Origin of the sequence: Photobacterium malacitanum (assembly GCF_900185615.1) — a bacterium.
GTDB lineage: Bacteria > Pseudomonadota > Gammaproteobacteria > Enterobacterales > Vibrionaceae > Photobacterium > Photobacterium malacitanum.
On the sequence record NZ_FYAK01000007.1, the window covers coordinates 74231 to 87525 of the forward strand.

The 13295-nt window shown below is 41.1% G+C and carries 10 protein-coding genes; 8 read left to right on the plus strand and 2 right to left on the minus strand.

Translation table 11 applies throughout. From position 1 onward, the window contains the following. Positions 1 to 50 precede the first annotated feature (50 nt). From prfB to PMAL9190_RS14715, 3 genes are all read left to right on the plus strand, one after another. Positions 51 to 1149 (plus strand): peptide chain release factor 2 gene (prfB, locus tag PMAL9190_RS14705; protein ID WP_144384369.1). Its coding sequence is split into 2 segments (ribosomal slippage): positions 51 to 125 and positions 127 to 1149, totalling 1098 coding nucleotides; the frame shifts between segments, so codons are not numbered across the junction. A 31-nt stretch (positions 1150 to 1180) separates the two neighbouring features. After that, positions 1181 to 2689: a lysine--tRNA ligase gene (gene lysS, locus PMAL9190_RS14710; protein WP_087845847.1), complete on the plus strand. Its 1509-nt coding sequence runs from the start codon at positions 1181 to 1183 to the stop codon at positions 2687 to 2689. A gap of 248 nt (positions 2690 to 2937) precedes the next feature. Continuing rightward, positions 2938 to 4269, plus strand: a complete 1332-nt coding sequence (locus tag PMAL9190_RS14715; protein ID WP_370738777.1) for a sigma-54-dependent transcriptional regulator — start codon at positions 2938 to 2940, stop codon at positions 4267 to 4269. A gap of 6 nt (positions 4270 to 4275) precedes the next feature. Here PMAL9190_RS14715 and mutH read toward each other — a convergent pair whose 3' ends face one another. Continuing rightward, complete coding sequence (mutH, locus tag PMAL9190_RS14720; RefSeq protein WP_087845848.1) at positions 4276 to 4941, minus strand: DNA mismatch repair endonuclease MutH; 666 nt, start codon at positions 4939 to 4941, stop codon at positions 4276 to 4278. Positions 4942 to 5685: 744 nt separating this feature from the next. On the opposite strand from mutH, the gene rppH reads away from it, so the two are divergent. From rppH to PMAL9190_RS14740, 4 genes are all read left to right on the plus strand, one after another. Beyond that, a complete protein-coding gene (gene rppH / locus PMAL9190_RS14725) occupies positions 5686 to 6210 on the plus strand; it encodes an RNA pyrophosphohydrolase (RefSeq protein WP_060997643.1) in 525 nt (174 codons plus the stop codon). A 44-nt stretch (positions 6211 to 6254) separates the two neighbouring features. Further along, positions 6255 to 8513 (plus strand): phosphoenolpyruvate--protein phosphotransferase, encoded by a 2259-nt coding sequence (gene ptsP, locus PMAL9190_RS14730; RefSeq protein ID WP_087845849.1) that lies wholly within the window; start codon positions 6255 to 6257, stop codon positions 8511 to 8513. Positions 8514 to 8549: 36 nt separating this feature from the next. Beyond that, complete coding sequence (locus tag PMAL9190_RS14735; protein ID WP_087845850.1) at positions 8550 to 9353, plus strand: sulfite exporter TauE/SafE family protein; 804 nt, start codon at positions 8550 to 8552, stop codon at positions 9351 to 9353. Between the two features lie 100 nt (positions 9354 to 9453). Continuing rightward, positions 9454 to 10305, plus strand: coding sequence for a thymidylate synthase (locus PMAL9190_RS14740; protein ID WP_087845851.1), 852 nt, complete (start codon positions 9454 to 9456; stop codon positions 10303 to 10305). Between the two features lie 173 nt (positions 10306 to 10478). Here the strand turns inward: PMAL9190_RS14740 and PMAL9190_RS14745 are convergent, their stop codons facing one another. Then, entirely contained in the window at positions 10479 to 11621 is a 1143-nt protein-coding gene (locus PMAL9190_RS14745) for a Na/Pi symporter (RefSeq protein WP_087845852.1), read from the minus strand. A gap of 515 nt (positions 11622 to 12136) precedes the next feature. On the opposite strand from PMAL9190_RS14745, the gene nhaA reads away from it, so the two are divergent. After that, positions 12137 to 13294 carry a Na+/H+ antiporter NhaA gene (gene nhaA, locus PMAL9190_RS14750; protein ID WP_087845853.1) on the plus strand — a complete coding sequence of 386 codons (1158 nt, stop codon included), beginning with the start codon at positions 12137 to 12139 and terminating at the stop codon, positions 13292 to 13294. Position 13295 lies beyond the last annotated feature (1 nt).

Consider the following 13295-nt stretch of genomic DNA (forward strand, 5'->3'; position numbering starts at 1 on the left):
AATTCGATAGAATCTTGCGGTTATATCTATTTCGGTAATGAAGCGTGGCGATGTTCGAAATTAATCCTATTAAAAACCGACTTGAGGATGTGTCAGCACGTACTGACATCCTTAGGGGGTACCTTTGACTATGATGCGAAACAAGAGCGTCTAGAAGAGGTAAATGCAGAACTAGAGCAACCAGATGTATGGAGTGAACCTGAGCGCGCTCAAGCGTTAGGTAAAGAACGTGCAGCATTGGAAGCGGTAGTTGAAACTATTGACCAATTAGACCAAGGCGTGGAAGACGTTGAAGGCCTACTTGAGTTAGCGGTTGAAGAAGATGATCAAGAAACCTTTGATGAGATTGAACCTGAGTTAGCTGAGCTTGAAGCTAAGTTAGCTAAGTTAGAATTTCGTCGTATGTTTGCTGGCGATCACGATAGTTCTGATTGTTATCTTGATCTTCAAGCAGGCTCAGGTGGTACTGAAGCACAAGATTGGACCTCAATGATGCTGCGCATGTACTTGCGTTGGGCAGATGCTAAAGGTTTTAAAACTGAAATCATTGAAATCTCTGATGGTGATGTTGCTGGTCTTAAATCTGTTACTGTTCGTATTAGCGGAGAGTATGCTTATGGTTGGCTACGTACTGAAACCGGTGTACACCGTTTAGTGCGTAAATCACCGTTTGACTCCGGTGGTCGTCGCCATACTTCGTTTGCTTCAGCATTTGTGTATCCAGAAATTGATGACAATATTGTTATTGATATCAACCCTTCTGATTTACGTATCGACGTATACCGCGCATCGGGTGCCGGTGGTCAGCACGTAAACACCACTGAATCGGCAGTACGTATTACGCACGTACCAACCAATATTGTGGTGCAGTGTCAGAACGATCGCTCTCAGCATAAGAATAAAGATCAAGCAATGAAGCAGTTAAAAGCAAAATTGTTTGAATATGAAATGCAAAAGCAAAATGCTGAAAAACAAGCCAGTGAAGATACTAAATCTGACATTGGTTGGGGTAGTCAAATCCGTTCTTATGTATTGGATGACTCTCGCATTAAAGATTTACGTACTGGGGTGGAAAACAGAAACACCCAAGCAGTACTAGACGGTGATTTAGACCGTTTTATTGAAGCAAGCTTGAAATCAGGTCTGTAACCGAATTTCAGTAAAATTTTAAGGGTTCCCCATGACTGACCAAGTACAAGATGAGAATAAACTGATTGCTGAGCGTCGCGCGAAACTGGATATGATTCGCAAAAACTGCAAAGCAAATGGCCACCCAAACGATTTCCGTCGTGATAGCTTAGCGGCTGACCTACAAGCAAAATACGGTGAGATGACCAAGGAAGAGCTTGAACAAGCTGGTCATGTATTTGCAATCGCAGGTCGTGTTATGGCTAAGCGTGGTCCTTTCCTAGCGATTCAAGATGTGTCTGGCCGAATTCAGGCTTATGCATCTAAAGATGTGCAGAAAGAGCTAAAAGAGAAATATTCTGGTCTAGATATCGGTGACATCATCGGTGTTAAAGGGGTACTGCAAAAATCTGGTAAAGGTGATCTTTACGTTGAGATGGATAACTACGAGTTGCTAACGAAAGCACTACGTCCATTACCAGAAAAATTCCATGGTCTAACTGACCAAGAGATGCGTTACCGTCAGCGTTATGTTGATCTGATTGTAAATGATGATTCTCGTCGTGCATTTGTGATCCGTTCAAAAGTGGTTTCAGCTATTCGTAACTTCATGGTAACTAAAGGTTTCATGGAAGTTGAAACGCCAATGATGCACGTGATCCCTGGTGGTGCAACCGCACGTCCATTTATCACTCATCATAATGCACTAGATATCGACATGTACCTACGTGTTGCACCTGAGCTTTACCTTAAGCGTCTAGTTGTTGGTGGTTTTGAGCGCGTATTTGAAATCAACCGTAACTTCCGTAACGAAGGTTTGTCTCCTCGTCATAACCCAGAATTCACGATGATGGAATTCTACATGGCGTACGCAGATTACAATGATCTGATGGACATCACTGAAGAAATGCTAAGCAGCATCGCGATTGATGTATTAGGTTCTTCTAAAATGCCATACGGTGAGTTCGAAGTTGAATTTGCAGGTCCTTATACTCGTATGAGCATGTTGGATGCAATTAAGCAATACAACCCAGATCACGCAGAAATCCAAGCATTAACTTACGAAGGCGTTGCTGATCGTGAGCTAATGGTTAAGATCGCAAAATCTGTTCATGTTGATGTAGAAAGCTTCTGGACATGTGGTCAATTACTTGAAGAAATCTTTGGTGAAACGGCTGAGCCTCAACTAATGCAACCGACGTTCATTACAGAGTACCCAGCTGATATTTCTCCACTTGCACGTCGTAACGATGAAAACCCATTCATTACTGACCGTTTTGAATTCTTTATCGGTGGTCGTGAAGTAGCGAATGGTTTCTCTGAGCTTAACGATGCTCAAGACCAAGACCAACGCTTTAAAGCACAGGTTAACGCGAAAGATGCAGGTGATGATGAAGCAATGTACTATGACGCAGACTACATTACTGCGCTAGAGCATGGTTTACCACCTACTGCAGGCCAAGGTATTGGTATTGACCGTTTAGTAATGCTATTTACTAACACACATACTATTCGTGACGTTATTTTATTCCCGGCAATGCGCCCACAATCAAATAACTAATTGAATTATTATAAAAAGCCATCGCTTAATGCGGTGGTTTTTTTTTGGCTTTTTTTTGTTAAAAAGGAGTCAAAAAAGTGACAAATAGTCATTATTGAGGGCGCAATATCGCTAACATCATGATTTTATATTAGCTTAATTATATTATAGTAAACAAGTTGCATTTGTTCGTATATCATTGGTGGAGTGGTTACTAAGTTAAATATAAGATAATTGCTTTATTCAAGGAGGGATAAATGACAATTGGAATGGTAAAAAAAGCAAAAGCTGTTATTTCTAATACCTTGGTTGTTTTTGGTGGCAATAATCAAAATTGGTTACCTGCAATGGAAACCGCGGGCTGGCTGTGTCACCGTTGTTATGATTTGCGTACCGCAGAAACATTACTGTTAGAAATTGGTCCTTGCATTGGCGTGGTTGATCTTAGCCATGATGATTTTAGTATTCATAGTTTTTCAGCAATGGTGAATCGTAATAAACAAGTCCGCTGGATTGCGATTGTGCGCGATGAACAATTGAACAATGAAGCTATTGGCCAATTTATCGTTAATTTTTGTCTCGATTATTTTTCTGTTCCTATTCCTCCTGAGCGGTTACAACAAACCATTGGTCACCAGATTGGTATGCTTAATCTGGAACGTCAAGTATGGCCACAATTAGGCAATTTTGGTCAGCAAGGGCTACAAGGCTCGACGGCGGTAATGAAAAAACTCCGCGATCAAGTTAAACGGATTGCATTAAGTGATGTGCATGTCGTCATCAGTGGTGAAATTGGTACGGGTAAGATCTTAGTAGCAGACGCTATTTTTCAAGCGTCTGCGCGTGCTAAACAACAAGTAATACGGGTTAATTGTGAAACTATGACCGCAGATTGGAGGGTTGAAACCGCCAGCGGGACTGAATCGTTATTTGAAGCTGCAAATAATGGTGTGTTGGTACTTGAAGAGTTTACCGCGTTAACCGATGCCTGCCAGCAGACGTTATACCAAGTTTTGGCTGAAGGGCTTTACTATAATCAAGCGGGTGAGGCGATTAGCGTTGATATTCGTGTTATTTCTATTACCAAACATTCACTTGAGCATTTAGTTACTTTAACGACATTACGGCGTGAATTATATTTTCGTTTAAATGTGGTGTCATTAACTGTACCGACATTGCGTGAACGAGGTGATGACATTATTGTTTTAGCCGAATTTTTATTATTAAAATATGCGCGTCAGTATAATAGTGTCGCTAAATCGTTATCGGAACAAGCGCAAGCAATGCTATTGCAATACCCGTGGCCAGGTAATGTGCAGGAGCTTATTTGCCAAATTAAGCGTGCGGTATTACTCGCAGAAAATAAATGTATTGAAGCGGAGCAATTAGATATACCACGTTTAGTCGATGATAAATTAAGCTTGAAAAAAGTGCGTGAAGAATCTGAACGCAATGCATTATTAACCGTATTAGAAAATAATAAAGGTCAAATTTCGGCTGCGGCACGAGAGTTAGGGGTATCAAGAGCGACGATGTATCGACTGTTAAATAAACATGAGCTCATTCCACCACCACGTTGCTTTCGTCAAGGTCATGCGTAAAGCCGGCTAAATAAAGTGTCGTTGTAATAATTGTGCTGTAAATTGTTTTTTTAAATAAAAGCCACGAGGTAGGGTTTTTATCGGTTGGCCATTCGCGCCATAAGCTTCGGTGAGTGCTTTACTGTTGGCAGCTTTTGGGCGTAATTGTAGAACTTCACCATGACGAGCAGTGATTGATTCTACTTGGCCTAATACAATCAGATCCATTAATTCTTCCCAATCTTGCTGTAATTGTTGTTCTTCTTCTGCACTTGGGCTCCATAATAGTGCAGATCCAACATGACGTTCTTCAAGTGGAATGTCACGCTCTCCTTCAACGGGAACCCATAATACGCGAGCCAGTTTTTGTCTTATATGGCTATTTTGCCACTGCAGACCTTGTACGCCAATTAGCGGTGCTACACAGACAAAGGTCGTTTCTAATGGCTTGCCTTGATAACTGATCGGAATTGTTTTGAGTTCAATGCCAAGTTCAATAAAGTCAGGCACAGGCTTGCTGCCAGCCGTTGCTCCTAAATGCCATTCTAGTAATTGCCCAACCCAACCTTTATCACGCTTAAGGTTGGGTGGCGGAATTATGCCAGCGAGCGCTGCTAATTCACCCAGCGTCATGCCTGCCAATTGCTGGGCGCGATAAAGTAATTCAGCTTCTGTTGTTGGTGTGGGTTGCATGGAGTGTTGGCTCATAAAATATCGTGATAGGACCAATAGTGAAGATAGTATGAGCAGATAATACTATCATATTGGTGGCTGTTGTAGGTGAAGATCTGTGATGATCGTTGTGGGCAATAAATGGTTACGATTGATCATTTAAGTTATAGAAATGAAATAATAGCGCTGAAATGTCTGCTGATGAGTAACTTGTGGCAGTTATTTAGCGCTAAGATCAAAATAAAAAGATATCCACAGTTTTTTTTTGAAAAATATTTTTTTCCAATTTAACTGAGTGTTTATACAGTGCTGTGGTGGAATAATATTCGTTGTGATGTGTTCTTGCTCACCATAAAAAGCCGTATTTTGTGGATAACGCCATTATTGGTTGATCTTTAACCGATCGTTTTTTAGTGATGTGAAAGTTAACTTTATTTTTATTTATTATGAATTTGACATGTGGTTATGGTTATGATTTTAAATGATAATTTTATTTTTAGTTACGTTTTTATTGGGCGTTATAAAATGTTTTTTAATCACTTAAATCTGCTTTTTTTAGGTTTCTGCACAAATCTATCCACAGAAAGAGTGAATAAATGTGGGGTATGTCTCACTTAGCTGTTGGTAAAGTGGTCATTATGCAAAGTTATCCCAAAGATGGTTTAAAGTGAGTAAAACTGATCGATATTAATGAATGTTTGTTTACCGATCCCGTCTACTATGAAAAAATCACTATTAATAGATATTTATACTTGAGGTCGTCCAGTGATTGATGGCGATGGATACCGCCCTAATGTAGGGATCGTTATCTGCAATGGCCATGGCCAGGTATTTTGGGCTCGACGATATGGACAACATTCTTGGCAGTTTCCGCAAGGTGGTATTGATGAAGGTGAAACCCCTGAACAGGCCATGTATCGTGAATTGTATGAAGAAGTAGGATTAACCAAAAAAGATGTCAGGATTATTGCGTCAAGCCGTCATTGGTTACGTTATAAATTACCTAAACGTCTTGTGCGGTGGGATTCAAAACCTGTTTGTATCGGTCAAAAGCAAAAGTGGTTTTTGCTGAGTTTAGAATGCGATGAGTCCAAGGTTAATATGCAGCGAGGTGCTACACCAGAATTTGATGGTTGGCGTTGGGTAAGTTATTGGTACCCAGTGAGACAAGTGGTGTCTTTTAAGCGTGATGTGTACCGTCGTGCATTAAAAGAGTTTGCTGCTGTCGCAATGCCATTTAAAGAATGGAAAGAACGTAAATTTAAACGCACTAAGAGTAAGCGTAATTAGCAAATAGAGGTTATTGGCTCACAGGGAACAATTAAAGGCTCACTATGCTGGCACAGCTAAGAGATATTGTTGACAAGGTTGTTAGCGCTCACACATTGATCGATGCTTTGGATCAATTAGTATCAAATACGACGTTAGCAATGAAAACTGATTGTTGTTCGGTGTACATTGCCGATCATCAGCGTCAGGTTTATACCCTAATGGCAACGCAGGGGTTAAATAAATCTCGACGGCGCATTAGTTTGCGCTTTGATCAAGGGCTTGTAGGGTTAGTGGGCCAACGAGCTGAACCATTAAATGTTGCAGATGCGCGTTTACATCCTCGTTTTAAACATTTACCAGGGATCGGAGAGGAATCTTTTCGATCCTTTTTTGGTACACCTATCATACATCAGCGCCAAGTTCTTGGTGTTATCGTCGTTCAGCAACGTCAGCAGCGAGAATTTAACGAAAGTGAAGAATCATTTTTAGTGACACTTGCTGCGCAATTGGCGGGTATTTTAGCCCATGCGAAAGCACAAGGAATGTGGTTTGAGCAAGGTAATCGACTTCATTTAACCGGTTCTGCAGCATCCAGTGGCGTTGCGGTGGCAAAAGCGTGGTGGGATGATACTCAACCGTTATTAGAGCATGTTGCGCCAGCATCATGCTTAAATATTGATGCTGAACAAGATCGATTAACGATTGCGATTGATGCGGCAGCAAAAGAATTTCGCCGTTTACGGAAACGGTTTGATAGCGACTTGCAAAAAGAAACCCTCGCTATTTTTGACCTCTTTAGTCACTTACTCAATGATCCATTGCTACGCCAAGATCTTAAAACCCGTATAGATGGGGGGGATCAAGCCGAATGGGCTGTGCGACAAGTGGTTGAAGCGTATTCTAACCGTTTTGCCAATATGAAAGATCAATACCTTAAAGAACGATCGCGTGATATTCGTGAATTAGGGCAGCGGTTATTGTACTTTTTGTGTGATGACGAGCCTAATGAGCAGCAGTGGGATGAGCCAATTGTACTGCTGACACGAGAGTTAACTGCCGCAATGTTAGCGACAGTACCTGCAGGCAAATTGGCTGCTGTGGTTGCGCAAGATGGTGCCGCCAACTCACATGCCGCTATTTTATCTCGTGCACTGGGTATTCCTGCGATTATGGGGGTCGATTTTACGCCGCATACCGTGCACAACAATGTCGTGGTGGTTGATGGTTATCGCGGTGATTTTTTAGTCAATCCAAATCGACATGTGCTGGCCGAATATCGACGCTTACTGCGTGAAGATGATGAACTTGAAAAAATTGTTGAAGGTGATCAGCACCAACTGGCTGTGACTCAAGATCAGCAACGGATCATGGTTCACATTAATGCTGGATTAAGTGCCGACTCGCATCTTGCTATCAATAAAGGTATTGATGGTGTTGGACTTTACCGCACCGAAGTGCCGTTTTTACTGCAACGCAGTTTTCCCTCTGAAGAAGAACAAATTAATCAATATCGAACTATTTTGCACACTTATCCGCATCAGCCGGTTGTGATGCGTACGCTTGATATTGGCGGAGATAAGCCATTACCTTATCTATCAATCGAAGAAGATAACCCATTTTTAGGTTGGCGTGGAATTCGATTTACGCTCGATCATCCTGAAATATTTATGATTCAAGTACGAGCCATGTTACGCGCTAGCATTGGTTTGAACAATATGGATATTTTACTGCCGATGATTTCAAGTATTAATGAACTTGATGATGCTAAAGCGATTATTGAACGGGCGTATGCCGATGTTGCTCAAACAGCATTAGCAGCAGGACAACAGCTGCATAAGCCACGAATAGGCATCATGATCGAAGTGCCGTCAATGTTATATCAACTCCATGCGTTGGTTGGGCGAGTTGATTTTCTCTCTGTTGGTAGTAATGATTTAACCCAATACCTATTAGCGGTTGATCGTAATAATGCGCGGGTCTCAAGTGTTTATGATGCTCTGCATCCTGCTGTCTTACATGCGCTAAAGCATATTGTTGATAGTGCTAAAAAATATCAATTACCGGTGTGTGTTTGTGGAGAATTAGCAGGCGATCCTGTTGGCGCATTACTGTTGGTTGGAATGGGTTATCGCTCATTGAGTATGAATGCGCGTAATATCGCCAAAATTAAATATATTTTGCGCCATATTAATAGTACCGATATGACCTTATTAGCGACTCAGGCACTGGCGGTTGATATTGCTGATGATGTGCGTCAATTAACGACAGCATTTATTGAGCAGCACCAGTTAGGTGGATTTATTCGAGCAGGTAATAAATAATGGCAACCTCTTCGGTTAAGGTAATGGGTAGTTATTATGCATGAAAGCGTAATATGGCTGTTTTCGATGTGCTTAATTTTAGGTGCAGTGGTGGGATTATTAGCGGGGTTACTGGGAATTGGTGGCGGCTTATTGGTTGTGCCCGCATTAGTATGGTTACTCCCACAGGCTGGCATTGAACCTGCGATGCTAATGCACATTGCATTAGCGACATCATTAGCCAGTATTGTAATGACTTCAATGGCTTCTGCGCGTAATCATTTTAGATTGGGAAATGTTGATTTCTCAGTGGTTAAAGTGCTTGCTCCGGGGATCATTATTGGCGGATTAGGTGGTAGCGTGGTGGCAGAAATAGTCCCTGCACAATATTTACCTAAAGTATTTGCAGTGATTGTGCTGCTGCTTGCTTTACAAATGTTGCTATCGTTACGCGTCACTTATGCTCGACCATTACCAAGTGCGCTGGTATCGGCTGTTGGTGGTTGTGTTATCGGCTTATTATCAAGTTTAGCCGGCATTGGTGGCGGTTCATTAACAGTGCCATACCTGAGCTATTTTGGGGTTGAAATGCGCCGTGCTATAGGCTCAGCATCATTGGTTGGGTTTCTTATTGCAGTATCAGGCATGATAGGCTTTATCTTTGCTGGAGTAGGTAGTGCTGATTTACCAGCATATAGCCTTGGGTATGTCTATTTACCTGCTCTAGTCGGTATTGCTGCAACGTCAATGATTACCACTCGCTATGGGGCTGCGCTTGTTACGCGATTACCAACGGCAACGCTTAAAAAAATGTTTGCCGTATTGCTGCTTATTATCAGTATTAAAATGTTCATGAGTTGATATTGACTAGCTTTAAGTTCGCTATCTTCTGATAGAATTAAAACTAACGACTTTAGACGCCTAGCTTTTGCTGGGCGTCATTAATTTAACGGGTAGGACAATGAAACAGTACTTAGCGTTATGTCAGCGAATTGTTGATGATGGTGTGTGGATTGAGAATGAGCGTACAGGGAAACGCTGTCTAACGGTTATCAATGCTGATTTAACTTATGATGTTGCTAATAATCAATTTCCATTGATCACTACTCGTAAAAGCTTTTGGAAAGCAGCCATTGCTGAGTTATTAGGTTATTTACGTGGTTATGATAATGCCGCTCAATTTCGTGCTATTGGTTGTAATACATGGAATGCCAATGCCAATGATAATCAAGCATGGCTAAATAATCCCTACCGTAAAGGTGAGGATGATATGGGACGCGTTTATGGGGTTCAAGGCCGTCGTTGGCAAAAGGCAGATGGTACGGTTATCGATCAATTAAAGAAGATTGTTGATGATCTAACCAAAGGAATTGATGATCGTGGCGAAATTTTAACGTTTTATAATCCTGGTGAGTTTGATATGGGCTGCTTACGCCCATGCATGCACACCCATACCTTTTCATTATTAGGCGATACACTGTATTTGACCAGTGCTCAGCGTTCTTGTGATGTGCCGTTAGGGCTTAATTTTAATCAAGTTCAAGTGTTTACATTACTGGCGTTAATGGCACAAATTACAGGTCATAAACCGGGTCAGGCTTATCATAAAATTATTAATGCTCATATTTATGAAGATCAATTGCCGTTAATGCGTGATGAACAGTTAACTCGCACACCATTTGCATCACCACAATTGATAATCAACCCTAAAATTACCTCACTAGAAGACTTAGAAACGTGGGTAACGTTGGATGATTTTGAGGTAGTGGGTTATCAACACCATGCGCCGATTCAATACCCATTTTCGGTATAGTTGTAGATTAAAAATAGTGCAGTTTAATTGCTGTAATAGTCATTCCATTACTGAAGTTAGACATTCATTGGAATGACTATTAGCGCCAATTATCAGAATCACAAAAAGCCCCGCACAATTGCTTGTGCGGGGCTTTTTATTTAACAGTATTTTTAGTTAGCTTAGCGTAACGATTAAGCCGTAAACGCTAGGATTGAACCTGGAATCGCAATGAATACTAGGCCAAGGTAACCAGCAACTGCTGCTTTGTTCTTGGTTGCTAATTCGCTGAGGTAGAAAGCACACTTAAGCGGAATTTCACGTAAGAACGGTACACCGAAAATTAATACTGTTGCTAGTACGTTAAAACATAAGTGTACCAGCGCAATCTGTAGTGCAAATACTGCGTGTTCACCAGATACTGCTGTCGCTGCTAGTAGTGCTGTGATACAGGTACCGATGTTTGCGCCCAGAGTAAATGGGTACACTTCACGGACAGTCAATACACCAGTACCGACTAGTGGTACCATCAAACTTGTTGTTGTTGATGATGACTGTACTAGTACGGTTACCGCTGTGCCTGAAGCAATACCATGTAATGGACCACGACCGATTGCACTCTTAAGAATATCGCGAGCACGACCCACCATTAAGCCTCGCATTAAGCGACCCATTAGCGTAATTGAAACGAAAATCAGTGTAATACCTAGAACGATTAGGCCAAAACCACCATTGTGACCAAATACTTCTAGTGGACCTTTTACTAAATCAACAGCAGGTTGTGTTAACGGCTTCATGAAATCCATGCCGTCCATGCTCATATCACCTGCTTTTAAGAACGGTGATACTAACCAACCTGATAACTTATCAAGTACACCAAACATCATTTCCAAAGGAAGGAAAATGGCAACTGCTAATAAGTTAAAGAAATCATGTACAGTCGCACTTGCAAATGCGCGACGGAATTCTTCCTTACAACGTGCATGACCTAAACTAACTAATGTATTGGTTAATGTGGTACCAATATTAGCACCCATAACCATTGGAATAGCGGTTTCTACCGGTAAACCACCTGCCACAAGACCAACGATAATAGAGGTTACAGTACTTGATGATTGAATAAGTGCTGTCGCAATTAAACCAATCATTAAGCCTGCTACTGGGTGAGAGGCAAATTCAAATAATGTTTTTGCTTGCTCGCCGACAGACCATTTAAAACCGCCGCTGACCATAGATACAGCAACGAGTAACAAATATAGCATGAACGCCAGGTTGGCCCAGCGGACCCAACGCATAGAGCTGAACTTAGATGCAGCAGTAGTGGCTTGGGTAGTCATAATCATTTCTCCATGACAGGAATATGTCGTTTAGGTGTCATTTTGTTGAAATCTGCGTGAATAGTAGTTTGGTTATATTTCAGAAATATTACACTGAGTGTCATAAATGAATATTTGTTCGCGTTTTGTCAGCAAAGTGAGAGCGCAACCGATTAAATTTCACAATGTCATGTTGCAATAATACTCTCTAGTAGATTGTTTCTAATTGTTTTTTAATGAAATGAATTATTAGATGTAAAAATCATGCTGAAATCGTTATTCGAAGTAAAATTTTGCCATTTATTTTGTTTTTAGCATAAAACTGATGAATCTTAGTTCATTGACAGTGCGGATATAGTAGCTCTATAACTGCAATATTTCGGTTTTTCCGAGTATTAATATCTATACAAACGATTTTTCAGATTATGAGAATGACGTTTACACTAAATTTAATTGAGATGACCAAGTATTTAGCTAACCTTATAGTTAGAGCAACTTGGATCGCGTGGATAATATAGTTAAAGGAGTGACGGTCGATGACCGATGCTATTCGTAAGTTTCTTAAATTAGAATCAGCTGGCGGTATTATTCTTATTATCGCAGCGTTAATTGCAATGGTTATTGCTAACTCGCCATTGGCATCGGTATATACTGACACTTTGCATAGCTATGTTGCAGGATTATCTGTAGCGCATTGGATCAATGATGGTTTAATGGCTATTTTCTTTTTCTTAATTGGATTAGAAGTTAAGCGTGAGTTGATTGAGGGTGCGCTTAATACTAAGGAAAAGGCAATATTTCCGGCAATAGCTGCTGTTGGTGGCATGATTGCACCAGCGTTAATTTATACTGCTTTTAACTACAGCGATCCGATGGCTGCGAAAGGCTGGGCTATTCCTGCTGCGACCGATATTGCATTTGCACTGGGTGTAATGGCATTGCTGGGTAACCGTGTACCGGTGAGTTTAAAAGTGTTTCTATTAGCGCTAGCTATTATTGATGACTTAGGGGTAATTGTTATTATCGCCCTATTCTATAGCAGCGACTTATCCACTATTGCACTAGCAGTAGCATTTATTGCGACAGCGACGTTAGTCGTTATGAACTTAAAGAACATCACCAGTATTCCATTATACTTAATTGTTGGTGCTATTTTATGGTTCAGTGTGCTGCAATCAGGCGTTCATGCAACATTGGCTGGCGTGGTATTAGGTTTTGCAGTGCCATTAGCCGGTAAAGATGGCACTACAGATACTCATTCGCCGCTTAAAACTATTGAACATGCATTACATCCGTATGTTGCTTTCTTAATCTTACCATTGTTTGCATTTGCAAACGCAGGCATATCACTCACTGGCGTATCACTGGCGAGTCTAGCAGCAATGTTACCGATGGGGATTGCAGCTGGTTTATTTATTGGTAAGCCTATCGGCATATTTACTGCATGTTTTATTGCGGTTAAGACGGGTGTAGCAAAATTACCTGATGGGATTAACTTTAAGCATATTTTTGCAGTATCAATCCTGTGTGGTATCGGATTTACGATGTCGATTTTCATCTCTTCATTAGCGTTTGTTGGTGCTGATGAGAGCTTTGCGACTTATTCACGACTTGGAATTCTACTAGGTTCTACTGTTGCAGCTGTTGTTGGTTACATAATGTTGAGTAAAACACTACCTAAATCAGAGGTGTAAT

Excerpts from the sequence above, each read along its gene's own strand:
- mutH (WP_087845848.1), bottom strand. The coding sequence starts at position 4,941 with ATGCAACCCACACCAACAACAGAAGCTGAATTACTTTATCGCGCCCAG.
- PMAL9190_RS14735 (WP_087845850.1), top strand. The coding sequence starts at position 8,550 with ATGCATGAAAGCGTAATATGGCTGTTTTCGATGTGCTTAATTTTAGGT.
- PMAL9190_RS14740 (WP_087845851.1), top strand. The coding sequence starts at position 9,454 with ATGAAACAGTACTTAGCGTTATGTCAGCGAATTGTTGATGATGGTGTG.
- lysS (WP_087845847.1), top strand. The coding sequence starts at position 1,181 with ATGACTGACCAAGTACAAGATGAGAATAAACTGATTGCTGAGCGTCGC.
- ptsP (WP_087845849.1), top strand. The coding sequence starts at position 6,255 with ATGCTGGCACAGCTAAGAGATATTGTTGACAAGGTTGTTAGCGCTCAC.
- nhaA (WP_087845853.1), top strand. The coding sequence starts at position 12,137 with ATGACCGATGCTATTCGTAAGTTTCTTAAATTAGAATCAGCTGGCGGT.
- PMAL9190_RS14715 (WP_370738777.1), top strand. The coding sequence starts at position 2,938 with ATGGTAAAAAAAGCAAAAGCTGTTATTTCTAATACCTTGGTTGTTTTT.
- PMAL9190_RS14745 (WP_087845852.1), bottom strand. The coding sequence starts at position 11,621 with ATGACTACCCAAGCCACTACTGCTGCATCTAAGTTCAGCTCTATGCGT.